Source organism: Pseudoalteromonas rubra (assembly GCF_004212645.1).
In the GTDB taxonomy this organism is placed as follows: domain Bacteria; phylum Pseudomonadota; class Gammaproteobacteria; order Enterobacterales; family Alteromonadaceae; genus Pseudoalteromonas; species Pseudoalteromonas rubra_G.
Genome location: NZ_PPUZ01000031.1, coordinates 228,171 through 255,131, shown reverse-complemented (window position 1 = coordinate 255,131; position 26,961 = coordinate 228,171). Strand labels below are relative to the sequence as shown.

The following is a 26,961-nucleotide window of genomic DNA, read 5'->3' as shown; positions in this document are numbered from 1 at the left end:
AAAAATGTGACTAAGAGATAGGCCTTGAGCCGGGAACCACCGACAGCAAAACGGTGGCTGACCGGAGCAAAGATCCAAAGCAAATAGAAAAAACAAAAATAACTAAAAATCATAGATATACAAGAAACCTCAAACTTTTTTCAAAAAACTTGCTTGAAAAGCATTGGCCCCGGCCATAGATAGATTTGTGAGGACGCCGACAGGGTCCAAAACCAAACTAAGGCTTTGTTTTAAAAGCCTTTATTTAAGTAATATTAGAGTTAAAAACCCGCTGTTTACTGGTTTATTGCAAAGAGTAAATAGCTTAATTATCGCTTTATGAGGATATGATTATGCGTACAGTAGATTTATCACCCCTTTATCGTTCATTCATCGGCTTTGACCACCTTGCATCTATGATGGATGCGGCGCAGCGTAGCAGCGAGAAGCAACCAAGCTATCCGCCTTACAACATCGAAGCCTTAGCTGAAGACAAATACCAAATTACCATGGCGGTGGCCGGCTTTACGGAGCAGGAGCTAACGCTTGAGTCGGAAAACAACACGCTGACCGTTAAAGGCGAGAAGCAAAATAAAGAAGACAAAACCGACCGTAAGTTTATTCACCAGGGCATTGCCGAGCGCAACTTTGAGCGTAAATTCCAGCTGGGCGACCACGTAAAAGTGATAGGCGCAGAGCTTGAGAACGGCCTGTTATTGATTGACCTGGAACGCGAAGTACCGGAAGCGTTAAAGCCAAGAAAGATTGAGATTGGCACCGGTAAGTTGTTAGAGAACAAATAACACACTCCCTTTTCCTTGTATTACATTGTTGAATTCCCACCCGCCGCCCGAAAGGGCGGCTTTTTTGTTACGGAGGCTCGGCCGAGTTTTTTTCATCATCTAACTCAAAGCCATCAATTGCAGGTAACACAAAGCGCTCAACAAACTGCAGTAATTCATTAAATTCGTGTACCCTGTTTTCACTGCCTTTTGTTGCTTCATCTAGAATCATTCTCACCTGTTGCAATAGTTCAACATGATGTCTGTTAGCTTGCTTAAGCACATCACTACTGACCCCTTCCAGAAATAATTTACTGTATGCACAGCGAATCAAGTTGTCCTCAGAGCTATTGATAAATTCCAATGCCATCAGTGTAACAAGGTAAACAAACTGCAAATTCGTAGGTTTGCTCGGCTTCGTATCCGTGTCAACATCAGACTCCGTATCAACTACCCAATCAGGTTTTTCTTTACTAACGAGACCAATTAGATTGTAGCTATTATATAAACGCTTTACCTGCCTGGCATTATTGATGCCAAACTCACATGCCCAATAATAGAAAGCAGCCTTTTGTTGGCCTGACAGACCTAATTTATCTTTCTGCTGATGAAAAAAAGGTTGTTTAACGAAGCGTTTAATTCTGGCCAATCCATCTTCGACAAAACGATCATCGGATCCTTGACCGGCACTATTTCCCCCAGAGTTTGTAAGTTCAACTGACGATTTGACACTGTCATCAGCAATGATATTTGGTGTATTCCTCTCACTGTCAGCCAATGTTGGTAGGTACTTGCTCCAATCTTGCTGCTCCTCCTGCCATAAATGGTTCACATATCCCTGTAATGCACTTTTATCTGCATCATTAACCATAATTGGTAACTGTATCATTTTGGCTAAGTAATCTCTTGCTATGGCCTTTGCACTTTTCAAAGTATGGTGTGGCTGCAATTTCTCATAGTGCAATGCCAAAGCGGCCATTGCGATTCGTTGGTCCACAGCCACCACCACATATACTTGGGGTAAATCCAACACTAAACGAATAGCCTCAAATGTTTTCACTATGCCTTCAGGGCCACATCGATCTAAATCATCCACAACAAACAAAAAACGACGCTTTGGTAATACCTTACCTAGCCACTGAGGGTTATTTTCACCATGGTAACCTAGACGAATTCCCGCCAATATACCAATATCTTCACGCATCTCTGCTACTTGGCCTATCTCTTTCGCGTAATCAGGTAATTTAAGATAAGTCAATAACTCCTTTGTATATGGTTGAGCCAGGAACTTTTTCAAATCTTTCCAGACTCGCCAGACCAAAAATAAAAAGTACGCACCTGTAATAAACTGCAACGACATATCATTTTCATGCGTAGAGACCCAGCTTCCCCATGTTTTTCCTTCTATTAGCTGAAGATAACAGTTAAAAAATATCGGAATGGCAATCAGTAACAATAGAAAAGTAAGCCTACCTGGGAACTTCTGACATACAAACCCTAATGTTAAACGTACTCTAATAAGACAAGCCCATCCAAGTGAGAATAGTGCATTGCTGACGGAAAGCTTGAATCTTTCAAAGCAACTTTGCGAGTCATTTGTAGGCCTCAGCCTCTGGCATTGGGTCAACGCCTTTATCACTTCATGTGCCATAGCAGCTTGGGGATTTTCAACGTGTTCGTACGCCCATGCATTAAACTCCCCAAATAAAAACTCGCGATTCCGGTCCTGTCGGGATAGCTTATCTTTTAGCAAAGCTATGACTCGCGACTTACCTGCCCCCCAGTGTCCCAGTAGCCCTATCGTTAAATGTTCTTTATTGCTTTTATCCTGTAATAGACTGCCGAGTCCATCTACCAAATGCGCTCTTTGCAAATAGTCTTCGTTCAAATTTGCCAGTTCAGGAGAAACTGCACTCACAGTTTGATACGGCAATGTAAACCCTTTTAGGCAAGCCTCATACTGACTATATAAATCGCTAAAAATATCTGAAATACTATCTTTTGTGCGCTTCCCAGCGCCAGGCAATTTACCTTTTACATGTTTTACAGAACCGCCCAAAATATATTGCACCGGAGGAGGAATGTCATCATGCCATAATGGCAAGGTTGCCAAAGTATCTGGGCGCGATATATGCTCAAAGTCCTTTTCTAACGATTGATGCATATATTCAGTCAAACGTTCGCCATAAAAAGAGGTAGCTTCATGAGCTCTTTCAATACTAGCTCTCGATAATTCAATTACCTCAGTGTCCTTATGCAAAGTACTTAACTCAGATAGCAGTTTTATTGCTTTGGCCACTTCGGCCGCCATTTGAGTCATTCTGTCTCCCTTATCTGCAAAGAAATACTCCGGTTCAATAATGTATTCTGAAGCAGATTTAAGTTCCGATAGTGAGCGACTCACTGGCGACAAAACACTGTATCGCAGAATACTTTGACACACATGAAATAAAGCTAGCGAAAACAAGCTGTTTAGATTCGGATCCTGCGAGCTTGATGCCTGTTTACTGAGTGTTCTCCATGGCCAGTCATTAAAACGGGAGCCTAGCAAAGGAAATACGCGTAGAGCACAACGAGCAGCAATTAAAGCTGGTAATATCTCATCGAGTTGATAAGCATTTTGCAATGCCTCAAGCAACCTATTATCAGTCTTAGAATGAGCTTGCCTGCGCTCCAAGTCTACAGCTGTCTCCATAGCATTATTCCCTTACTGAAAGTTAAGAACCTACCTCGTAGGTCTAGCACAGCATTCATTCTGTGACAAAGTATGGACCTTTAAACAAATTTGAATGAGAACCCACTCCCTGTTACCTGTAAGTCCGTGTAACTGGCGAACCGTGGATTGTGTTCCATACTTGCTCTCGGAAACCATAATCCGGGAGGATAATTATGCTGGACTCAACCCCACAAACCACCAAACAAGACACCACCTTTGTGCAAAGCTATGGCATACATACGGGCTTTGTACCACGCTCTCAACTGATAAAGAAACACTGGATGCTGGCAGGCGATGACTATGCCAAGTTGCAGGGACACTGGCACGATAACGCGCTTACCGCCATTTATGGCAACTATTTTGTGGTAGAAAAAATTAACGGCGTTGAGGTTAGCGATGCCCAGGCACTGGCCACCCTTGAAGAGCTGAGCCGGGTAACGCTGGCGCAGCAATTTGGCCCGCAGTACAGCAATAACATCAGCTTTTTTGCCTCCGACCGCAGTGTCGGATGGGAATACCCCATACTGACCCCAGCGCAGGCCAAAGAGATCAGCACCAGTCTGGATGTGATAGCCTACAACAAGGTACTGCGCTATGCGTTTGCCTCAGCCTATGCGTACAGTCTGGAACCCGGTGGCACCTTTGCCTACAATGATGATCCGCTTTACCAGAAGTTAATGCTCACCAACGGTAAACTAGACATTATAGATACACTACTGAATGTAGACGGCGTCTATGCCTTTGCCGTTAAAGTGCCCGCCATTGCCTCTGAAGGCCTGGAAGAAGAAGTGATCATTGCCTACAAGGGCACCAACCCGTTTAACACCGGCGACCTGTACGAAGACTTTAAACTGTTTTTTGCCAACCTGGCCGAAACCGACATCGCCTGGCAGCGCACCGCCTTTGAGTTTTGCCAGCGCATTTTGGAGCAGTATCCAGCCAATCAGGCATCTGTTGCACCCGGTTATCAGGTACCCGAAGCGTCAACCTGCCACAATGTAGTTTTAACTGGCCACAGCCTGGGTGGTTATACGGCGGTCGACTCAGGCGTGCGCACTGGCATTCAAACCCGGGTTTTTGCCTCACCCGGCACAAAGATCATCGATGCCTATGCCCGCTATTTTGCCAACACCATGCGGCTGCGTAATGTGATCAACTTCCGCACCGACTATGATCCTATTTCGTCCTCCGCGCTGCGCCACGATGAAAACGAAGTCGAATTCCCGGCTTTCCCGGGTAACAACCTGTTTGTGAATCATTCGCTGGAAAATATGATCAAAGAGCGCCTGATCCCGCTCTATCACAACTGGCAAGACCCAACAGCCCGCCCAAGCCAGCTGTTCATCACCCCGGACGCCAGCACAGGCGCAGGCCTAAAATCCCGCACAAATGTTTGGGGGCCAAGCCACGACCGGTGATTAATTATCACCGCAGCGTGGCTTGGCGCGAGCCCTGGACGGGCGAGCCGGACCTCCACTACAAGGACGTACTTTACTCATAACTTGAGCGATTAAGTATCGCCTTTTGTCAGTGGACGCGAGCCCCGGACGGGCGAGCCGGACCTACACTACAGGGACGTACTTTACTCCGCACTCAACACGACCGGTGATTAATAATCACCGCAGCGTGGCTTGGCGCGAGCCCTGGACGGGCGAGCCGGACCTCCACTACAAGGACGTACTTTACTCATAACTTGAGCGATTAAGTATCGCCTTTTGTCAGTGGACGCGAGCCCTGGACGGGCGAGCCGGACCTCCACTACAGGGACGTACTTTACTCCGCACTCAACACGACCGGTGATTAATTATCACCGCAGCGTGGCTTGGCGCGAGCCCTGGATGGACGACGAAAGACCGACGATTAAGTATCGTCGCAGGCTCGGCGCCCCCGCATGAGGAGGTGAGCGCATGGACCTACATGGACGTAGGGAAGTAGAACAATGCAGGAGCATATTGTCGAGATGCGCGATGGACTCAACTACAGGGACGTACTTTACGCCTGCACCGGCTTTAAGCATTCGCGTTGCTTTTAAGCAGACCCGGCTCGCTGACCGGGTTGACGGTGGTGTGTATATCTCTCACACAAATGGTCACAACTCAGGTGTTACTTGCCAGTCCAAAATTAAAAATAAAAACCATTTAAAATCAATAAAATAAAAGAAATCCCAAACTTTTTTCAAAAAACTTCCTTGAAAAGCATTGGCCCCGGCCATAGATAGATTTGTGAGGACGCCGGAAGGGTCCAAAACCAAACTAAGACTTTGTTTTAAAAGTCTTTATTTAAGTAATGTTAGAGTTAAAAACCCGCTATTTACTGGTTTATTGCAAAGAGTAAATGGCTTAATTATCGCTTTATGAGGATATGATTATGCGTACAGTAGATTTATCACCCCTTTACCGTTCATTCATTGGCTTTGACCACCTTGCATCTATGATGGATGCGGCGCAGCGTAGCAGCGAAAAGCAGCCCAGCTACCCGCCTTATAACATCGAAGCTTTAGCTGAAGACAAGTACCAAATTACCATGGCGGTGGCCGGCTTTACGGAGCAGGAGCTAACGCTTGAGTCGGAAAATAACACGCTGACCGTAAAAGGCGAGAAGCTGGACAAAGAAGACAAAACCGACCGTAAGTTTATTCACCAGGGCATTGCCGAGCGCAACTTTGAGCGTAAATTCCAGCTGGGCGACCACGTAAAAGTGATTGGCGCAGAGCTTGAGAACGGCCTGTTATTGATTGACCTGGAACGCGAAGTACCGGAAGCGTTAAAGCCAAGAAAGATTGAGATTGGCACCGGTAAATTGCTAGAGAGCAAATAAAACACTTACTCCCTTTTTCCTTGTATTACATTGTTGAATTCCCACCCGCCGCCCGAAAGGGCGGCTTTTTTGCCTTCAGCTAGCTCATCACTTTATTTTGTCTTTTACAAGCCTCATCCCATTCATACTCTCCTATCTAAAAAATGGGCCTTTTTAAGGCTTAGTTAAACTTATTTTTCCTGTCACCGATAAGGTTAACTGTATAACGTGTAATAAGGATAATGACATGAAGATTAACCCAAGTGTGGGCCAACACCTGCATGCAAAAAACAACCAAGTTAGCGATGAAGTGAAAACTGTCGCCTCAAACGACAAAGAGGCATTCAAAGTCGACCCAGCCAAACAATTTATCAATTCAGAGCCGACACATCCTGCAGAGCAAATGCGTGCTAAGTCTGACAACGGAAAACTGACCGTGATCACCTATAAGCCCGACGGCAAGCTCGACCTTCCCGCCAGATATGAGGAACATAGGGCACTCATTGAGCGTGTAGCAAACTCCACCAGCAAATTGTATCTACACGACACCCCAGCTGCCGCCGATAAAATTACAGAAGAATATGACAAAATATCGGCATATTTGTATGCCCACAACCCGCGACTTCGTCATAAAAGCTGGGGTTTTTCGGTTGATGACTCGGGCAAACTGGTTGCAACAGGCCATCTGAACCAGGCTGATATGCAACTTGTCGAAGACGTTTTGAATAGTAATGACGAACTAGTCAGTGCCGCCAGAGACTTTAAAGCCAGCTTTTTGGAAGGGCTGGAAATTGAGCGAGGTAGTGAAGGTAAAAGTCAGTACTGGGGCAAATATGATGTCAACGAAGACAACTTTGCGGAGATCATCGATTTCAAAGAGATGGTAGCACAAAGCCGCAACAGCGAGCTCCAAAGAGAGAAAACAGGCTATTTCCTCAATAAGTGGGAATGGACGATTAATATAGCCGACCAGTTACAGGCAAGAGCACAGCCAACTTTTGCAAAATAGGCATGGCTAAATGCACACAACACTTCGAGTATAACTGCTTCTAAATACGGTAAATTCATACTATAAAACGCATGCCACGGCGTCTTTTCGCTGCTATTTTGATGTAGAACATGGTCGGCGAAGATCCACAGAACTTAGATTGATTATTGCGTAGGGAGTTGTGATGCTGGCGACCACTAAGGTAAAGCTGTAAGCCATTGAACGTGAAGAAGGAGGTGCAATGCTCGACCTAAGTTTTATCCATCTGTCGGCTTTTTATGAGCTCACTGCGCTGGTGGTGTTGGCCGCCGCGCTGGGCTTTATTGGCGTGTTACTTCGCCAGCCCATGATTGTGAGCTTTATTGCCGTGGGGGTGGTTGCCGGGCCTTCGGCTTTAAACATAGTTCAGTCTCATGAGCACATTGAACTGCTGGCCGAGCTGGGCATTGCTGTGTTGCTGTTCCTGGTTGGCCTTAAGCTTGACCTTAAACTCATTCGCACACTCGGGCCGGTGGCACTGGCCACCGGACTGGGGCAGGTTGCATTTACCTCCGCCATTGGCTTTTTACTCGGTAAAATTCTGGGGCTGGATACCGTCACCTCCTTGTATGTTGCCGTTGCGCTGACCTTTTCCAGTACCATTATTATTGTCAAACTGCTATCGGATAAACGCGAAGTAGACTCCCTCCATGGACGCATCGCGGTGGGCTTTTTGATAGTTCAGGACTTAGTGGTGGTGCTGGCAATGATGGTGCTCTCAGCCCTGGGCATAGGCGCACAATCGGGCGGCACACACTCAGCGCTGGCGCAAATAGGCAGCGTAATGCTGTATGGGTTGATCATGCTTACGTTCGTGCTGGTGTTTATCCGTTATATGGCCACTCCACTGGTCAGCCGTATCGCCCGTTCTAAGGAGTTATTGATCACCTTTGCCATCGGCTGGGCGACGTTACTGGCGGCAATTGGCAGCCAGCTGGGCTTTAGTAAAGAACTGGGCGGTTTGCTGGCAGGAATATCTTTGGCATCTACCCCGTTCAGAGAAGCCATAGTTGCGCGCCTTGCCTCGCTGCGCGACTTTCTGCTGCTGTTCTTCTTTATTGCCCTGGGGACACAACTGGACCTGAGCTTACTTGGCTCTCAAGTGTTCCCGGCGCTGATATTGTCGCTGTTTGTACTCATTGGTAACCCTATCATTGTGATGGTGATCATGGGGCTGATGGGCTATCGCAAACGCACCGGCTTTCTGGCCGGGTTAACCGTGGCGCAGATCAGTGAATTTTCACTCATCTTTATGGCCATGGGACTCACGCTTGGCCATGTGTCGGCCGACTCACTGGGGCTGGTCACGCTGGTGGGGCTTATTACCATTGCCATGTCGGTGTATATGATCACTTACTCCCACGGATTGTATAACAAGCTGGAGCGCTGGCTGAGCGTGTTTGAGCGCGAAAAACCATTCAGAGAAGAAGCGCTCGAAAGCCAGCCATCATCGGAGCAAGCCTATGATGTGATCCTGTTTGGGCTTGGCCGCTACGGTAAGGCGCTGGCCCACTACCTGCAAAAAGAAGGCTTCAAGTTGCTGGCGGTAGACTTTAACCCCGACGAAGTCAGGCGCTGGCGTAACGACGGCCATCTGGTGATGTATGGCGATGCCAGCGATCCGGCGTTTGTGAACGACCTGCCACTGCAGAGCGTAAAGTGGGTGGTGTCGGCCATGCCACAACATGATTTGGGCGTAACCCATGAAGATCCGCGCCTGGCACTGATAGATGGCCTGAAACAACAACATTATAGCGGCGGCATTGCCATTTCTACCCAGCACCAGCACGACCGGCCACTGCTGGAAGAAAAAGGCGCTACACTGGTACTGATGCCATTTCATGATGCCGCCGAGCGGGCGGTAGAGCGGGTAAAGGCGGCAACACCAGCCAGCGCCCATTTAGAGGTAAATAATGAAAAGATTTAACAAAATTTTATGTGTGGTAGACCCGGAGACAACCATGGACACCGCCGTGGTGCAAACCCTCAAGCTGGCGCGCGATAACCAGGCCGACGTTACCTTTATCTCGGTATTAAAGGAGGCCAAACACTGGCGCGCCTTCTTTACCAGCAAAGAAGAGTACGCCAGCCAGCTAAAAGAGCTGATCGCTAACAAGCGGGCCGCTATTGAAGCTAAGATCAAAGCGCTGGACTCAAACCAGGATCCCGCCATCATAGTGTGCACCGGGATCGGCTTTATTGAGATCATCAAGCGCGCGGTGGATGATCAGTACGACCTGGTGGTCAAATGCGCCGAAGACGCAGACTGGATGGATCGCATGCTGGGCAGTGAAGACATGCACTTACTGCGTAAATGCCCCTGTCCGGTGCTAATGCTTAAACCCGGACAGCTCGATGCCTTTGGTAAAATTCTGGCCACGGTCGACGTGAACGACAGCTTCAGAGAGCTGGATGATGAACAGGTGCAGGACAAACTCAATCAGGCCGTGATGGAGTACAGCGTATCGTTAAGCCTGCCAGAGCTGTCTGAGCTGCATGTGGGCAGTGCCTGGGATGCTTACGCCGAAGACTGGCTGCGCTACGGCACCTTTGCGCATCAGTCGGACGAACAGGTGGATGATTATGTAGAGCAGGGACGCAGGGACTGTGCCACTAAGCTGGCCCGGCTGGTGACAAAAATGGACGCACTGTTCGACAAGTCAGCCGTTCAGTACCTGCAACCCAAACTGCATCAGGTCAAAGGTAAAGCCAGCAAAGAGATCCCCCTGTTGGCACAAAAACACCAGATTGACTTAATCGTGATGGGCACCGTAGGCCGTGTCGGCATTCCTGGTTTGATCATAGGCAACACCGCCGAGTCCATTCTGGAGCAAACCCAGTGCTCCGTACTGGCCATTAAGCCCAAAGGCTTCCAGACGCCAATTAAATAACCCACAGGTCCACCGGCTGACGAGTCGGTGGACCGTTTTTCTGTATCACTTTTCACTTCGCTAACACCAATACTGATTTAGGGCTTTTTCCCTCGTCCAGACATCCTGCACTCACTGGGTAAAATCTATCCCATTGTCAGCCATCATAAAATACTGTTTAATAAGGGTATAAAGCCCCATATCAGTATCTTGCGGGGTTAAGCAGTTTAAAAGGAATATTGATGTCAGAACATAACCCCGAACTAACCCCAGAGATCCAAGCACTGATTGAAAAGGCAGAAAGAGGTGATGCCGAGGCACAAAGTGAGTTGGCTGATGCCTATTATTTTGGCGAGGAAGTCGAGCAAAATTATGAGCAAGCCGCTTACTGGTTTGGAAAAGCTGCAGAACAGAGTAAAGTCCATGCACTTTATAGCCTCGGCTATATGTACAGAATGGGGCAATACTTCGAGCAAAGCGATATAGAAGCCGTAAACTTATACCGACAAGCAGCAGAACAAGGAAATGCTGCCGCTCAATGTGGGCTAGGCCTCATGTACGCACAAGGTAGCGGAATAAGGAAAAACGATACAGAAGCGGTAAAGTGGTATCGCCTGGCCGCAAATCAGGGCAACACTCTAGCTCTGTGTAACTTAGGTTACATGTACGATTTTGGCAGAGGAGTGAAACAAAGCTACAAAGAGGCCATTAGATATTATCGCCTCGCCGCAAAGAAAGGAAATAACCAGGCCCGACTCAATTTGGCCTACAGTTATTTTGACGGTGACGGCGTAAAACAAAGCTACGTTCGGACCAAAACACTTTGTGATCGGGTTCTCAAAGATCCGAAACTAAGCTTTGAAGCTTATGAGCTGAAGGATAGAGCGGGACGTTTTGAAAAATCAAAATCAATCAGCACTTTAAGAGAAAGTATACTCGCTCACTTGAAAATCAGTAAAAATATCTCAATGACCCACTACACCTCATTCGACGTGGGCCAGTCAATCTTACTGGAAAAAAGCCCATTCAGACTGGGGCATATTAACGCGGTAAATGACCCCAATGAGGGAAAGTTACTTTGGCAGGAATTAGGTTATGAGCCGGAGGAGGGTAACCCGGTATTTATCGGCTGCTTTTTACCGGACAGCGACAGCCTGAATATGTGGCGCTTCTACAGTAAAAACCATTTGAATGACGATGCCTGTGGATGCGCCATTACCTTTAATACACAGGACTTTTTTGACTATCGCTTAATGAAAGAGCAGGGCGACCACACAGAACAAGAGCAGAGAATGCCCTCGTTCACCAATACCGGCCAGTCTCCCCAAGAGAGCGCTGCATTTTACCGGGTTGTGTATCTCAAAGATAATTTTAAGATACTGGAAAAGGGTGCCACCAAGCTACAAGCTTACTTCAAAGACCTTAAGAAAGAAGTCGATAAATTTGTTGGCAAGAAACCTACACCTGAAAAATTACAAACGCTTGCCTGGCTGCTTGGCCCATTGCCCTATTTATTAAAAGACGCCCATTATAAGGATGAGCGGGAGCACAGGGTAATAGTTACGCATCTGGACTATGGTGCAAAAGAGATCCAAAGCTCAGCTCCTGACTTTGCCAACGGCACAGCACCGCGTTTGTATCTGGAGCTGCACAGAGACGATCATCTGGCGCCGATTGAGTACGTGACGCTTGGCCCCAAAGCACCGAACAAAGAGATGATGGCACCATACTGGCGCCATCAACTGGCAAGCAAGTTTTCCGAACAATTAAAAAATCGAAAGCCTCTGGATATTAACCCCTCGCGCTGCGCTTATAAATAGTGCGAGGCATCTTCGGTGTTTGTAGTCGGGCGTTTGGCACGTTCGACCACCAGCAAACCACAAGCGACGGCGGCCGGTAGCCACATGGCCAGCCGGGCTCTGAGCAGAGCAGGTTCCATGCCCTGACGACGGGCGCTGTGTACCAGTGCCTGTTCAAACGACATAGACTGACCACAGTGACTGAGTAAATCCGCCTGCCAGTGGGTGAGCGGCTGGGTGATCAGCCGGTAGTTTTGCCGGGTCAGGGCGATATAACGAGTTTCTCTGTCAGGCAGGGTGTGCGGCTGGGCATTTTCTAACTGCTCAACCATGGGCAGCAGATCATAATCACTGACCAGTAAACGCAGGCACGGTGGTACCACCAGATTGAGCGACGCGCTGCCGCCCAGCAGTTCAAATTCATTCAATACCAATTCGGCTGGGGACGAATTTTCCAATCCTTCGGCCAGCAGCACCTCCGCTTTGGCACGCTCGAACCGGGCCAGCTCCACGGGCACATCGAACATCGCGCGCTGTTTGTCGTCGAACTCCCCCTGTGGCCGGGTATTAGCCAGAAAACTGACAAACGACTTACCCAGCGTATGCAAAGTGAATGACCGCGACGGTAAGGTCACGATATACGCCTTGGCAAACACCTCAAAAACGTCATCGCCCATAAAGGCGCAGAGCAGGGAAAATTCTCCTTTCAGGCATTCCACCAGTCGCATAACGTAACCGGCGGCATAGATATCCACCCGCCGCTCGGCTGGCAACTGTGGGGTCGATTTAACGCACTGTTCAAGTGTCAGGCCGTCACGCTGACCTGCTGTGAGCAACTTTTCGGGTAAGTCACCACGAGAAATTAAAACGTGAGACAACCAGTGTTGCAACTGGCTGAGTTGTGGGGTTGAGTACGTCATTTTGCTACCGGTTTTAAGCTGTGTGCCAGGTCTGTATTTTGATGCATTTCCCGTACCACGGGCGTTGAAAATGTCGCCATATCGCTCTGGTGCACGGCCTGCGCGGGCATCTCGCCATTAAGTACCTGCTTTGCCTTATTCAGTTCCGACACCAGGGTGTCAAATGGCGGAATATTGGCGTCCCATTCCAGTAAGGTCGACACGCCGCCGGTCAGCTGTTGCGCCAATGCATAAAGCGCCCAGACTTGCTGCGGTACAGGCTGGTCATGGGTATCAATCAGGCAGTCGCCGCAATCGCTTGGGCCCGCCAGATGGATCTGTACAATCTGCTGGTGGGGCAGAGCACGAATATACGCCTCAGGATCAAAACCATGATTAAAAGCACTGACAAACACATTATTGACGTCGAGCAAAATACCACAGCCGGTGGCATTCACCAGCTCGGTAAAGAAAGCCGGTTCACTCAGGCTGGAATGGCAATACTCCAGATAGGTAGAGGGGTTTTCCAGCACAATCGGGCGCTCCAGCACTTCCTGCACTTGCTTAACCCGGCGGATAACATGAGCCAGACTTTCATCCGTCAGCGGCATGGGCAAAAGGTCGTGGCTATTTACTCCGGCAACCCCTGTCCAGCACAGATGATCCGACACCCACGCCGGCTGCACAAAATCGCTCAGTGCTTTGAGCTTGTTCAGATAGGTAAAATCAAGCGGATCGGTGCTGCCAATGTTCATTGATACGCCATGCATTACCATAGGGTAGTGTGCTCTGAGTGTTTCCAGCACGTGGCGGCCATAGCCAAAATTGTCTATATAGTTTTCGCTGATGATCTCAAACCAGTCCACCGGCTTTTTTACCGTATCGTGGTCAATGCTCATCAGTTTGGGATAATGCTGGCTGCGCAAGCCAACCCCAAACCCCAGGTTCCCAGTATGAGAAAAAGAGGCTGCGGCATCGCGCCGCGCCTCCCCATTATAATTATCCGACATGGCGCGTCCTTATGTTGAAGGTGGCAGTGCCAGACGAATGTCGTCCGCTTTTGGAGGCTCTGGAATTTCACCCGTGCTCAGATCTGCCAGGCCATTGGCGTTACAATATGCCTGCCAGGCAATCTTGTACACCGCGTCGCCTTCTTGGTAGGGCATCGGCTTGGTTTCTACCGGTGAAGCGCAATCCAGTTGTGAGTCGCCGCCATCAGGCGTGATGTAGCTGATAGGTTTAAAGTGATTTTCTTTGCCATAAAAACTAAACAGCTGCATTTTATAACCATCGCTGTCGTCGGCAGGTAATGACGGGAATAACTGCGAGGCCGAAATAGGCACAGCACAGCCACCTAAGTTATTACACTTGTTGTCGGCCGGGGCACTCTTAATGCCCTTAGCACCACTGGCACCGCAGCTGCCACCCGGTGTGGTGCTGTGAACAAAGCCACAGCCCCCCTGGGCTTTACAATCGTTTGAGCCTTTGCAGCTATGGAACACCTGAGCTGGCGGTAATCCAACATTGTCAGAGGTATAACTCATACCCTGACAGGCATGATACAAGACGCCGTCTTCCTGTGGTGCAATGCCAGTCACCAGATCCGGCGCCATTCCGGTCGTAGCCCAGCAAATAGAAACACGGTCGCCGGAGCCCCCCATTGCAGGTCCGGGGAATTCATTGGTTTGCCCCGACCAGTAGCGATCCAGTGCCGTTGTCAGGCCTTTAATGGTACCGACTGCCGACTGACTGAACAGCTGGTGGGTTTCCGTCTTGCTTTTTTCTGTACGGCTCAGGTTGTTTAGTGCACTAACGATTTCCTCAACGCCAGGTAAATCCGGGTGCTGCTCTTTTGCTTCATCACAGTCTCCTGGATTTAGCATGTCCTTGCTCCAGCGATTACCTTCGGCATGCCAGTCTTTCCAGGTTAAGTATCTCTCTTTATCTTTATTTTTGTCTTTATGTTTACTGCTGGGATCACTGTATTTAACAATCAACTCCAGTGTTTGCTTAAAGATCAGGAAGTGATCTTTGCGTTTGTTCATGATCCGTGCACACGCCGAACCAGAGACGGGGTCTCCCGGATAATCCGCTTTAAGCGCGTCCTCGTTCGGTTGATATTTCTCCTCAACGGTATGCTTATCTTCAGACTTTTGTGCCAATAAGCTCTCCCAAGCTTTCTTAGCCCAAGTTTTATGGCCCCACCGCTTGCAGATAGTTTCAACCACGCCCTGGCCTTCGCCCTGATCGGTAATGGCATTGATGTTGTTGATTAGCTTTAACTTGAGATCATCGTAACGGTTCTCTGGCAATTCGGTTGGATTCAGCGAACCATCGATTTTGGGGAACTGCGCCTTATAGTCTTTGTCGCCGGGGCGCACATTAAAGTAATCGCGCTGGACCGGGGAGAGCAGCTCATCGAGCAAATACGTGCCATCATCATACTGAATTTCCAGATAGTTCCAGTAACACAGATACATATGGCCGATTGAACCAAATAGAGGCAGGTCGGTTTCAGTGTAGTCGGGTTGCCACCAGTCAAACGGGGCATTCTCAAAGTACTTAGGACGGCCATCAGCACCGGGCTTGAGGTACTGGGGCGCAATGATCTTCTGCGCGTCTTCTTCAGTTTCTTCAATCAATAAAAACAGCAGTGCCTGCTCTTTACTCAGCTCAGTGGCATTCACCCTGAGGTCCTGCAAACTTTCACCATTAAAATGAGCTTTAAAGTAGTCTCTGACTTCACGGCTCAGCTTATCCAAATCACTGTCGCAGTCTTTAAAGTCCAGAATATGCGGGATCATGGTCTGATTGTTGTAACACTGCCAGCCATATTGCTCATTGATCAGCGCCGGGCTGGTAAATGTGGGTGTAAACCCAAGCTTGCTGGCCATATTAGAAGCCAGTTGCAGGTGCAGCATTTCTTCAACAAACACGCTGTACACACCATTAAACACTTGCTCGTTGACGGTTAAGACATCCGTCGGTGTCGGCTCAACCTTAACGCCATATTCATTGAATCGCCCCTCAGGCACCGTGCCTGCTTTCGCAGCTAAGCCTGGCCACCAACGCCCCGGGTATAACCCGGAATTGTCGCCTATCTGGTGCATCCCATAAATGGAATAAAGGCCTGTCATATACAGGGGAATGGTAAACAGCTCAACGTTGATAGCTGCCTGCGCGATGGCTTTCACACACGAGACATCGGCAGCCTTATAATCACTGCTACGTGCTTCTATCTCTTGTATTTTTAACTCTTTTAATGCGTCTTTGTTAATTGGTTCGTTCATGAACTTGCTCCTTCGTGACGGTAACCTGCTGCCTGTGGTTTGCTTCACAGCAGCAGAGCTTATAAAAGGTAGTTCACAACAAAAGAAATTCCTATTACACCCTATTACTCAGTGAGCTGAGTGTGCAAAAGAACAAAGATAATCAACGGCGCCGTTCAATCTCACAGAGATCAGACGCCTGGCTGGCGCAGTAATGTGACTGTTTGACCTGAGATTTAGCCCTGTCGGCACTTAGTTTTGCTTCAGCATCAATATCAATTCCATTTGCCAGACAAGCTTCTTTGTAGGCTTGATGTTGTTGGGCTTTTACAACCCCGTTGGACAAGGCCAGTGCCAGGCCACCAACCAGTTCGAGTTCATGAAATACCAGATTGCTGGCAGCGCGGGGAGCCATTTCGATACTGGTCGATTCTTTGTAAACACCGCAGTATTCATCAAAACTGACTTCGGTGTGCGGCACAAAAACACACCCCGACAACAGCAAGGTGCTGCTCCCAAGTAATGTATATTTCCCTGGCGACATAGTCATTATTATCCGTATCTATTACTTTGAGATAAGAGTATGCAGGGCGCTTAAAGAATACAACGGGGTACTACATAAATCTGACGTAAACTAACATCTGCTGACATTTAGCAGGGCAACAGAGCGTAAAGCCCCTTTACACTCTGTTGCCCAGACTAATCAGAGAAACTACTGAACAAGGTCCTTGTATTGACGTCGATACGCATGCAGCAGCGGTTCAGTGTAGCCATTTGGCTGTGCCTTACCTTGCAGCACCAGCGCCAGAGCCGCCGCAAAGGCCAGGTTGTCTTCGATGTTTTCGCCGCTCATTGGCTGGTATTGCGCGTCATGGCGATTTTGCTCATCGACGATTTTTGCCATACGTACAAAAGTGCGCTTAACCTGCTCCTCAGTGCAAATACCATGGTGCAACCAGTTAGCAATGTGCTGGCTGGAGATACGCAACGTTGCTCTGTCTTCCATCAGGCCAACATGATTGATGTCGGGTACTTTTGAGCAACCAATGCCCTGATCTATCCAGCGCACCACATAGCCCAAAATCCCCTGAGCATTGTTGTCCAGCTCAGTTTGAATTTCATCATCGCTTAACTGACGCGCGCCCAGTAACGGCGGTGTCAGCAGGTCGTCCAGGCTTGCCATCTGCCGCTGGGCAATTTGCTGCTGCAATGTCGCCACTTCAACTTCGTGATAATGCATGGCATGCAAAGTGGCCGCAGTGGGAGAGGGCACCCAGGCGGTGTTGGCACCCGACTTAGGATGTGCCAGCTTTTGTTCCATCATCAGCGCCATTTTGTCTGGCATCGGCCACATGCCTTTGCCTATCTGCGCTTTACCCGCAAAGCCCGAAGCCAGACCTGTGTCTACGTTACGATCTTCATACGCCGCTATCCAGGGCTGTGCTTTTATCTCGCCTTTGGGTAACACCGGGCCGGCCAGCATGGATGTGTGGATCTCGTCACCAGTTCTGTCCAGGAACCCGGTATTAATGAACACCACGCGAGCGTGAGCCGCATTAATACAGGCCTGTAAGTTTACAGATGTACGGCGCTCTTCATCCATAATGCCCATTTTTAGCGTGTTTTCAGGTAATTTCAGCAGCTGCTCTACCGCACTAAACAACTCGCCGGTAAAGGCCACTTCTTCCGGACCATGCATTTTGGGTTTAACGATATTCACACTCTGCGCCGTTGAGTTTTTAAGTGCACCCTCACCATACAGATCGTGCAGCGCGGCGGTTGCGGTGATCACCGCATCGACAATCCCTTCGAACACCTCTTCGCCATGCTCATCCAAAATGGCAGGTGTGGTCATCAGGTGGCCAACATTACGCACAAACATCATAGCGCGGCCTTTAAGGCTTAGCGGCTGGCCATCAGGTGTCAGGTAAGTTTTGTCGGCATTCAGTGAACGGGTTACTGTTTTACCGGCTTTTTCAAACTGCTCTTTGAGTGTGCCCTGCATCAGGCCCAGCCAGTTGCGGTAAACCTGTACTTTATCTTCGGCATCCACAGCTGCTACTGAGTCTTCACAATCCATGATGGTGGTCAGCGCGGATTCCAGGATCACGTCTTTGATCCCTGCCTTGTCTGCCTGGCCGATCGGATCCTGGGGATCGATCAGGATCTCAAAATGCAGATCATGGTGTTTAAACAGTAACGCCGACGGGCTCTGTGGCTGTCCGTTATATCCGGCAAACTGCGCTGGTTCCGCCAGTTTAACCTGACTTGAGTCGTTGAGTGTGATGATCAGTTCACCCTGAACCACCGCATAGTTAGTGCTTTCGATATGAGAGCCATGTGCCAGCGGCAAAATACGGTCCAGTAGCTGGCGAGCATAGGCCATCACTTTAAAGCCCCGCACCGGGTTATAACCACCGCTTGCGCGCTCAGCGCCGTCTTCCTCCGGCAACACATCGGTGCCATAAAGCGCATCATAGAGCGAGCCCCAGCGGGCATTGGCTGCGTTTAGCGCAAATCGCGCATTACTAACCGGCACCACTAACTGTGGACCCGCAATACGGGCTATTTCAGGCTCAACCTGCTCGGTGGTGATAGGCTGCGCAGCAACATCAGGCACCAGATAACCAATTTCGGTTAAAAATGTCCGATACTTTTCAGCATCCCAGCTCGGATTCGCTATGTGGTAGTCATCAATTTGTTTTTGTAATAGATCGCGCTTGGCAAGCAGCGCCCGGTTTTTGGGTGTGAGAGTGTGGATAATATTAGAAAAACCAGACCAGAAGTCGTCTGCGTTAATTTGGGTGCCAGGCAGCAGCTCCTGATCGACAAAGTCAAACAGGCGGGTATCGATACGCAATCCGGCCTGTAAAATGTGAGAACTCATGTGAGTGATCCTTGATCGGGTTTGAACGGGTCACTTTAAAATAAGCCAATTTCACTAAAAACAAACCCCTTTACCCATTCACAATAAATATACTGGCAATAACAACTATAAATTTAAAAAATCCCACTGGTCGGTCTAGTGTTTATTTAAGCGCCAGGCAGCACTCTCACACTCGCTCTCTGGCAGACAAACATAAACCAGTTAGCTTAAACCCGTTCGAAGGAATTTTGTTATGAGCAGTTACACCTCTCAAATTGATCGTTTTACTACATTGTGCCAGTCTCAGGGCGATACATGGCAAGGGATCAACCCTGAATTTGCAACCAGAATGCATTTACAAAACCGCTTTAAAACGGGTCTGGATATAGCCAAATACACCGCGAAGGTAATGCGTGAAGATATGGCGGCGTACGATGCCGACAGCAGCCAGTATACGCAGTCGCTGGGTTGCTGGCATGGTTTCACTGCTCAGCAAATGATGATGGCCATTAAGCGCCATAATAAGACCACCAAACGCTCTTACGTGTACCTGAGTGGCTGGATGGTTGCCGCACTACGCTCTGAATTTGGACCGCTGCCAGATCAAAGCATGCACGAAAAAACCGCCGTACCTAAGCTGATTGAAGAGATCTACACCTTCTTAAAACAAGCAGATGCACGAGAGCTTGATCACCTTTATAAAGCACTGGATGAGGCCACAGCACAGGGTGGTGACGTACAGGCAATCACAGCACAAATAGATAACTTTGAAACTCACGTGGTGCCAATCATTGCCGATATTGATGCCGGTTTTGGTAACGAAGAAGCCACCTACCTGCTGGCAAAACAAATGATTGAAGCGGGTGCCTGTGCCATTCAGATTGAAAACCAGGTATCGGATGCTAAGCAGTGTGGTCACCAGGCCGGTAAAGTGACCGTGCCTCATGAAGACTTTTTAGCCAAGATCAATGCAGTGCGCTATGCATTTCTGGAGCTGGGCGTAGAAGATGGCATTATTGTCGCCCGTACCGACTCTCTCGGTGCCAGCCTGACGCAGAAAATCCCGGTCTCTAAAACCCCCGGCGATTTGGCCAGCCAGTACAATGCGTTCCTCGACACCACCGTTATCTCAGGCGCTGCGGATCTGAACGAAGGTGACATGGTCATTAAACAAAATGGTGAGCTGTGCAAGCCGGTGCGCCTTGATAATGGCTTGTATCAATTCAGAGAAGGCACAGAAAAAGACCGCGTTGTACTTGATTGTGTCACCAGCTTGCAATCGGGCGCCGATCTGTTGTGGATTGAAACTGAAAAGCCCAATGTAGAGCAAATAGCAGAACTGGTAAACCGAGTCCGTGAGCAGGTGCCCAATGCCAAACTGGTATATAACAACTCACCGTCATTTAACTGGACCCTGAAGTTCCGTGAGCAGGTTTATGCAGAGTGGCAGGCACAGGGTAAAGATCTATCCGCCTACCCGGATCCAACTCAAGATCCTAAGGCGCTGATGTCTCCTGAGCTGGATCAATCAGAGCTGGCAGCAGAAGCCGATGCTAAAGTACGTACCTTCCAGCGTGATGGTGCTGCTCAGGCAGGTATTTTCCACCACCTGATCACTTTGCCGACTTATCACACAGCTGCGCTGAGCACAGATATTCTGGCGGAAGGTTACTTTGGCGACCTGGGTATGCTTGCCTACGTACGTGATGTTCAGAGACAAGAAATTCGCCGCGAGCAGGCTTCCGTGAAGCATCAGGACCTGGCCGGCTCAAACATTGGTGATACACATAAAGAGTATTTCAGTGGTGAAAACGCGCTGAAAGCAGGTGGCGAAGCCAACACCATGAACCAGTTTTAATTGTCATAAAGTTCCTTAATCAAGCAAGGGCCTGCGGGCCCTTTTTAGATCAGGTTTTTACCAGCACAATATCGGCAACACATAATCCAATCTACAAAATCGACGACCGGCTGCCAGAGCCAACAGACTCCGCCTCTTTATTCTTAGCCAGATTAGTTCTGGATCACGATTTTACCCGCCTGCGAGTGTTAGATCAGGATTTTATCAGCTGAGGCGCTTTTCATGACAGACAAGGAGCGTGAGCGGCAAAAAAGAGGACGACCACGAGGTTTTGACTTAAAATTCGAAAAAAACCACCTGCGACAGGCTTAAAAATTCGACTAGTTGCAATAATAAACACGGCTCAGGCCACATTTTTACTAACTCCTAAGTCAATAAACCAAAATTTTACTAAGTCAGCTGCGGATAAATCAGAATTTTACTAACTAGGTAGCCTTACAAACCATCATTTTACCAACTCAGCAAACTGTAAACCCCCTTTACAGATCCATAATTGAACCACAATTATTGCATACTCTGAAAAAAGTCTGATGTGCCACGAAAAAATTATGAAAAAAATACTGCTTCCATCTGCTTTTGCGTTACTCAGTATAGTTACTGTTAATGCGCAGGCAACCAACTCGACGATAACATTACAGGAAATAAAAAAGCTTGAGTTGTCAGGCAATTACGAGCAGGCACTCAGTAGTCTGACCCCATTTTACAGCCATGGCAACCTGCAAAAGCAACTAGAAGCACGCTTTGTTGCAGCACAAATCTATCGCAAGCAGGGTAATCATCAGCAAGCCATTGATGCATTAAACTCACTGCCAGAACAATTTCAGCTGGATACCGACAACCAGTACCGGCTTTATAAGGAGCTGGGGATCAACTACCGCCGTATGGGCAAGCTGGATGACGCAGAAAGCTACTACAAACTTGCTTTAAAAACCGCTAAAGCAATGAATAATAATGACTTTATAGGTCAAAGTTATTCCAACCTGGGCACCTTGTATGACACCAAAAATGAAATGGCGATGGCCATGCAGTTTCAGCTCAAAGCCAGGGATGCACTCAAAGACAGCCAGCTTCATGGGGTGGTCGCCAACAACTTTTATAATCTGGGCGATATGGCCATGCGCTTCAACGACCTGGAACAAGCAGAGTTCTTTTTTACTAAAGCGCTGATCGCAGATAAGAAGTCGGGTGAGCTGAGCAACATTGCCGGCACCGCCCTGAGGCTGGCTCAGGTCACATTTAAGCGTAAAAACTACTTACAGGTGGTGGAAAAAACCACCGAGGCCATTGAACTGCTTGAACAAATTCCGGCTAATGTCGGCCTGGCGCGTGCCCACAAACTGATCAGCCAGGCCTATCTCAAGCTGGAAAAAGGAGCAAAAGCCGAGGAGCATGCCAAACTCTCGATGCACTACGCTGCTCAAACTGATAACCAGATACAACGTTTCTACGCCCACGTCATTATGGCCCGAGCTTATTTGTATCAACACAAACCTGAACAGGCACTGCCACACTACGAGTGGCTGACACGATTTATGGCAGAAGAAGATGAGAACTCTCATATTTCTCAGGTGTATTACAACCTCAAAGCCAAGTACGACTTTCAGCAAGGCAACCATCAGGAAGCCTACGAGGCGCTAAGCAAGGCCAATACCTTTTTTGCCCAGAATATAGAAAAAGCCAACTCAGAACAGGCGCTGACGCACAAGCGCACCATAGACACAGTGATGCAACAGCAACGCCTGGATGATTCAGAGCATCACCGTAAGCTAACAGAGAGCCAGCTGCGCAATGCACAACTGATGCAGCGCATGTGGCTGTTTGTTGCCCTGACTTGTCTGCTGCTGGGTATTCTGATCACCTATATTTTGTTCAGTAAAAACCGAACGGCACGCCTTAAAGCCAACCTTTATCAGCAAAACCTCAAGCAAAAAGATCAGATGCTGGCCGATATTTCTCACGAACTGAGAACGCCGCTGAGTGTACTTAAACTGCACATTGAAGCATTAGAATACAACCTGCTGGACGATGACACTCTGGCGTACAGCAAGATCAATGAAAAAATATCCCAGCTTAATCACCTGATCTCAGACGTTTATCAACTCTCTCAGGCCGATAACCAAGCAATGGTGGTCAATAACCAGCCTTACTGTACCCGCACACTGGCTGACAGTTATTGCTACGACATCAAACGTATGGTGCAAAGCAATGATCTGCACTTCAGTGCTGACATTTCGGTCCCCACCCATGCCAGTGTGTTAATTGACAAGCCCAAACTGGACCGGGTTATAGATAACCTGGCAAAAAATGCTTGTCTGTATACCGACAAACCTGGCCAGGTAAAACTCAAGATCCGGCAAAACAGTGAGGGGTTGATCATTCAGCTGGAAGACTCGTCACCGGGCGTGTCGGATAACGAAAAACCCCGTTTGTTTGAACGTTTATACCGGGTAGAAAGCTCTCGAAGCCGGGCAACGGGTGGCTCAGGTCTGGGGCTATCACTGTGTAAAAGCCTGGTCGAATCCATGTCGGGTGACATTGAACTCAGAGATAGCAGACTAGGCGGGCTATCGATTCGGGTAACATTATTTGCCGCTTCAACAATATCGGCTACCAAAACACCACAATCGGCATCACACATTTAGTACAAGAAGTGCCTGGTATATTGTCGGGCACTTTAACCGCCTTTTATTCAGTCAAACGAATCGCACCTTTTTAAACAGAACATATTCAAATCAACCTGAGCAATTAATAGCCAAAACATGCGATTAAATTATTCTAACCTTCACAGATCCGACCTCAATAAAAATCGGCCTATAACTGATCCGATCAGGCACGATACACAATCGCCTCCATTTTCTTTCCACAATGATTGGTTTTAATAAGCCATATACACGGGAGGAATGGTCTATGACACAGCGAACTATGAAACACAATGAATGGGTAAAAATTGTTGAATCCAGACATCGTCAGAAAAAGCAAAATACGACAGTAAAAACGACATTACCAATCTGGTCTATGTTACTGGGTGGCTTTATCATACTTTCAGCTGCATGGACCTACTTTGTTGATAGCTCATCTGAGCAGGTTCAGGTTGCAGCGATTGACTCGAGTGCTCAAAAACGCATTACACGCTATTTTTCTAAGCAGTTCATGATGGGCAGTTGGAAATTCCAAAATATTGATTTTAAAAGCGGTGAACTGAATGTGTTTATCCAGATCCCGACCAAACTGGCAATGTCTGAACATGAAGTGAAAGAATATATTCGTAACTCATTATGCCCGGCTGCCAATAATCGTGTATGGCAGGATGTGCAAAATAACGACATGTATATTTATTTGTATACAGACATGCCACGTACAGGCAAATACGCCTTATGTAACAGCTGATCATATGCAAATCTAAAAGGGGCTTAATTGCCCCTTTTTTGTTTATTGAGTACCCTAAATATATTCCGTAAAGTCACCTACTCCAATTCCAGTTTTGCTTTTTCAGTTAACTCACTCGGTAGCTCACGAGACACAGAAACGCCCAACTCTTTAAACTCCGAGGCTTGTTTAATTAAATTGCCTTTGCCGCTGTATAGCTGAGCCATTGCTTTATCATAGCCTTCCCGAGCTTTATCAAGCTGTTTACCAACACCTTCCAGGCTGTGTAAAAAGGCATTCAACTTGCTGTAAAACTTCTCAGCTCGTATTGCCAGCTCTTTGCTGTGTTTGCTTTGCTCTTCAAATCGCCACAACTGTTTCACGATATTCAGGCTGGTCAGCAGGGTAGTGGGCGTTGCAATTAAAACTTTGTTCTCAAGAGCATACTGATATAAATCGGGTGCATATTTAATGGCCTCGACAAATGCAGATTCGACCGGAATAAACATGATCACCACTTCGGGAGAGTTTAAACCAGGCAAACGTTCATAAGATTTGTCTCCCAACTCTTTCACCCGGGCTTTCACGGCCTCAACATGCGCGACAATGGCTTGATTGGCCTCGCTATCCTGCTCGGCGTTAACATAACGGGTATAGGCGTTCAAAGAGGTTTTTGCATCCACTACCAGATGGCGCTCCTGGGGCAGATAAACAATGACATCAGGGCGGTATTTACCTTCGTCGGTCGAAAAACTCACCTCACGCTGATAGTCATTGCCGGGACGCAACCCCGCACTATCAAGCACATTTTCCAGCATCAGCTCACCCCAGTTACCCTGAGTTTTCTTCTGGCCCTGCAACGCGTTTGTCAGCTTATGCGCCTGCTCGGTGATGGCCTGGTTGTTGGCCTGCAAATGCAATAACTCGGTGCGCAATGCTGCTCGTTGCTTTAGCTCTTCACTGTGAATGGCTTCCATTTTATCCCGAAAGCCCTTGAGCTCGCCTTGCACCGGTTGTAGCAGCTGAGAAATTTTATCCTGACTGTGACGGGCAAACTTCTCGCTTTTATCCTCAAAGATTTGAGTCGCGAGGTTTTCAAACTCCTGCTTCAAAATGGATTTTGATTGCTCCAGCTGTGCCAGTTGCGCATCAAAAGATTGCTGCTTCTGTGTCAGCGTAGTTTTCACATCGGTCAGTTCCAACTCAAGGCGATGTGCATACGCCTGTGTGTCCTGAGCCATGTCTTCCGCTTTTTGCCAGCGAACCTGCAACTCACTGGCTTGGCGTTGCTTTTCAGCAAGCCGGGCCTGCAGCTGTTGGCAGTCGCCATGTAGCTGCCAGTGCTGGGCCTGTGCCTGTTTAAGCTCATCATCTCGCTGCGCCAGCTGGTTTTGCAGTTGCTCGTTTTGCATCGTCAATTGTGCCCGAGCAGTTTGGTTCTTTTGCCGAAACAATAAATACAGTGGGGCAAAGACGCAGGAAGATAACACAGCACCGGCACTGAGCAGGGTCAAAATATGTGTGGGAGAAAGGGAGGATAAACTGGACCAAAACATAGGCATTCTCTTGCTGTTGCTATGTTTAGATAATATCAATTACATAGCCTAAATGCCTATTATATTGTGCTTTTCTTCGGGTTTATTGCGGTGATGTCACGGCGCTAATGCGCCGTCTATTATGCGTCGAGTTGTTGCTCGTTAAAACGATAACCCGCACCGTAAACCGATTCTACAATTTTGGGCGAGCAATCGATTTGTTTAATTTTTTTACGGATGTTCTTAATGTGGCTGTCGATAACGCGGTCGGAAATATCAAAGTTGTCTGGCTGAATATGATCAAGGATCTGCTGACGTGAAAAAACCCGATTTGGCGCTTGGTACAACATGGCAAACACGTCAAATTCAACTTTGGTCAGAGACAGAGTCTGCCCCTTGATAGCCACAATCAGTTGCTCAACATCAACGACTATTGGCGCCTCCTGAGACGCGCTGGGTGCTGCCTGACAGCGACGTAAGATGGCTTTGATACGCATGACCAGCTCAGCAGCACTGAATGGCTTACAGACGTAATCATCGGCGCCAAACTCTAAGCCTTTTAATCGGTCGGCCTCTGAGACCTTTGCCGTCAGCATCACAATTGGCACCATAGAGAACTCGCGGATCTGGCGCATACACTCTACACCGTCCTGATTTGGCAGCATGATGTCCATCAAAATGGCCTCGGGTTTGTTTTCTCTGACCCAGTCGACCACCAAAGCACCATCCGCAATATGAGAAATGTCGAATCCAGAAGCCTTGAAAAACAGCATTACCTGCTCTGCAATATCGTAATCATCCTCAACGATAAGAATATGGTGCTTAGATGTCATTTAGCCTCTCGATTTAGCCTTAAGTTGTGAAAGCTGCTTTTTAACCTGACCTTTTAGTTTATCCGATAATGTTTCATCAAACAGCAGCATGGTCAGAATGCTTGCCAGATCCTCTGAACTGGCGACCTCGTTCAGTAGATCATAATCACACTGTGACTGAGGTTCAATAAAGTTTAACTGTGAAATTGCATTTTCGTAGCACAACATAGCTCGCCCCTTGAGTCCATTGCGTCCTAATTCGCCAATATGGTTATTAAAGTCCAACATTGTGGATCAAATATGGAACAGCTTAAAAACGCGCAAAAAAAAGCCGGTTCACTAAGAACCGGCTCGATACAATACTTGTATTTAATAGGGGGAAATCAA

At 48.0% G+C, this 26,961-nt stretch carries 19 protein-coding genes; 10 read left to right on the top strand and 9 right to left on the bottom strand.

All coding sequences use genetic code 11. The features are described 5' to 3' along the window. The first annotated feature begins 332 nt into the window (after window positions 1-332). Window positions 333-782, top strand: a complete 450-nt coding sequence (locus C3B51_RS11805) for an Hsp20 family protein (protein WP_130245171.1) — start codon at window positions 333-335, stop codon at window positions 780-782. 67 nt (window positions 783-849) lie between these two features. On the opposite strand, the gene C3B51_RS11800 is transcribed toward C3B51_RS11805, so the two are convergent. After that, window positions 850-3,456, bottom strand: coding sequence for a KAP family P-loop NTPase fold protein (locus C3B51_RS11800; protein ID WP_130245170.1), 2,607 nt, complete (start codon window positions 3,454-3,456; stop codon window positions 850-852). 194 nt (window positions 3,457-3,650) lie between these two features. Here C3B51_RS11800 and C3B51_RS11795 point away from each other — a divergent pair, with 194 nt between their 5' ends. The 6 genes from C3B51_RS11795 (at window position 3,651) to C3B51_RS11770 (ending at window position 11,990) form a co-directional block, all read left to right on the top strand. Beyond that, window positions 3,651-4,895 carry a hypothetical protein gene (locus tag C3B51_RS11795; protein ID WP_130245169.1) on the top strand — a complete coding sequence of 415 codons (1,245 nt, stop codon included), beginning with the start codon at window positions 3,651-3,653 and terminating at the stop codon, window positions 4,893-4,895. A gap of 949 nt (window positions 4,896-5,844) precedes the next feature. Beyond that, window positions 5,845-6,294, top strand: coding sequence for an Hsp20 family protein (locus C3B51_RS11790; protein ID WP_130245168.1), 450 nt, complete (start codon window positions 5,845-5,847; stop codon window positions 6,292-6,294). A 226-nt stretch (window positions 6,295-6,520) separates the two neighbouring features. After that, window positions 6,521-7,282 carry a hypothetical protein gene (locus C3B51_RS11785; protein WP_130245167.1) on the top strand — a complete coding sequence of 254 codons (762 nt, stop codon included), beginning with the start codon at window positions 6,521-6,523 and terminating at the stop codon, window positions 7,280-7,282. A gap of 220 nt (window positions 7,283-7,502) precedes the next feature. After that, on the top strand, window positions 7,503-9,227 hold the full coding sequence (locus C3B51_RS11780) for a cation:proton antiporter (RefSeq protein WP_130245166.1): 1,725 nt from the start codon (window positions 7,503-7,505) through the stop codon (window positions 9,225-9,227). Continuing rightward, entirely contained in the window at window positions 9,214-10,191 is a 978-nt protein-coding gene (locus C3B51_RS11775; RefSeq protein WP_130245165.1) for a universal stress protein, read from the top strand. Before C3B51_RS11780 ends, C3B51_RS11775 begins: the two co-directional genes overlap by 14 nt. A gap of 221 nt (window positions 10,192-10,412) precedes the next feature. After that, window positions 10,413-11,990, top strand: a complete 1,578-nt coding sequence (locus C3B51_RS11770; protein ID WP_130245164.1) for a tetratricopeptide repeat protein — start codon at window positions 10,413-10,415, stop codon at window positions 11,988-11,990. Here the strand turns inward: C3B51_RS11770 and C3B51_RS11765 are convergent. The 5 genes from C3B51_RS11765 to C3B51_RS11745 all read right to left on the bottom strand — a co-directional run bounded on the left by C3B51_RS11765 (window position 11,981) and on the right by C3B51_RS11745 (window position 19,024). After that, window positions 11,981-12,889: an HvfC/BufC N-terminal domain-containing protein gene (locus tag C3B51_RS11765; RefSeq protein ID WP_130245163.1), complete on the bottom strand. Its 909-nt coding sequence runs from the start codon at window positions 12,887-12,889 to the stop codon at window positions 11,981-11,983. The two genes, C3B51_RS11770 and C3B51_RS11765, sit on opposite strands and share 10 nt — an antisense overlap. Then, complete coding sequence (gene bufB / locus C3B51_RS11760; RefSeq protein WP_130245162.1) at window positions 12,886-13,878, bottom strand: MNIO family bufferin maturase; 993 nt, start codon at window positions 13,876-13,878, stop codon at window positions 12,886-12,888. The genes C3B51_RS11765 and bufB overlap by 4 nt, the downstream gene beginning before the upstream one ends. A gap of 9 nt (window positions 13,879-13,887) precedes the next feature. Next, window positions 13,888-16,158: a ferritin-like domain-containing protein gene (locus tag C3B51_RS11755; RefSeq protein ID WP_130245161.1), complete on the bottom strand. Its 2,271-nt coding sequence runs from the start codon at window positions 16,156-16,158 to the stop codon at window positions 13,888-13,890. Between the two features lie 142 nt (window positions 16,159-16,300). After that, window positions 16,301-16,681, bottom strand: a complete 381-nt coding sequence (locus C3B51_RS11750) for a hypothetical protein (protein ID WP_130245160.1) — start codon at window positions 16,679-16,681, stop codon at window positions 16,301-16,303. Between the two features lie 168 nt (window positions 16,682-16,849). Further along, entirely contained in the window at window positions 16,850-19,024 is a 2,175-nt protein-coding gene (locus C3B51_RS11745) for a malate synthase G (RefSeq protein ID WP_130245159.1), read from the bottom strand. A 232-nt stretch (window positions 19,025-19,256) separates the two neighbouring features. Here C3B51_RS11745 and C3B51_RS11740 point away from each other — a divergent pair, with 232 nt between their 5' ends. From C3B51_RS11740 to C3B51_RS11730, 3 genes are all read left to right on the top strand, one after another. After that, window positions 19,257-20,861 carry an isocitrate lyase gene (locus C3B51_RS11740; protein ID WP_130245158.1) on the top strand — a complete coding sequence of 535 codons (1,605 nt, stop codon included), beginning with the start codon at window positions 19,257-19,259 and terminating at the stop codon, window positions 20,859-20,861. A gap of 548 nt (window positions 20,862-21,409) precedes the next feature. Continuing rightward, the gene (locus tag C3B51_RS11735; RefSeq protein ID WP_165389145.1) at window positions 21,410-23,503 is read left to right on the top strand and encodes an ATP-binding protein; all 2,094 of its coding nucleotides are present in this window, start codon (window positions 21,410-21,412) and stop codon (window positions 23,501-23,503) included. A 265-nt stretch (window positions 23,504-23,768) separates the two neighbouring features. Beyond that, entirely contained in the window at window positions 23,769-24,248 is a 480-nt protein-coding gene (locus tag C3B51_RS11730) for a hypothetical protein (protein ID WP_125719846.1), read from the top strand. Window positions 24,249-24,325: 77 nt separating this feature from the next. On the opposite strand, the gene rmuC is transcribed toward C3B51_RS11730, so the two are convergent. The 3 genes from rmuC to C3B51_RS11715 all read right to left on the bottom strand — a co-directional run bounded on the left by rmuC (window position 24,326) and on the right by C3B51_RS11715 (window position 26,802). Beyond that, on the bottom strand, window positions 24,326-25,639 hold the full coding sequence (gene rmuC, locus C3B51_RS11725) for a DNA recombination protein RmuC (RefSeq protein WP_130245175.1): 1,314 nt from the start codon (window positions 25,637-25,639) through the stop codon (window positions 24,326-24,328). A gap of 263 nt (window positions 25,640-25,902) precedes the next feature. Continuing rightward, a complete protein-coding gene (locus tag C3B51_RS11720; RefSeq protein ID WP_046005163.1) occupies window positions 25,903-26,595 on the bottom strand; it encodes a response regulator in 693 nt (230 codons plus the stop codon). After that, complete coding sequence (locus C3B51_RS11715; protein ID WP_046005164.1) at window positions 26,596-26,802, bottom strand: hypothetical protein; 207 nt, start codon at window positions 26,800-26,802, stop codon at window positions 26,596-26,598. Window positions 26,803-26,961: the final 159 nt, after the last annotated feature.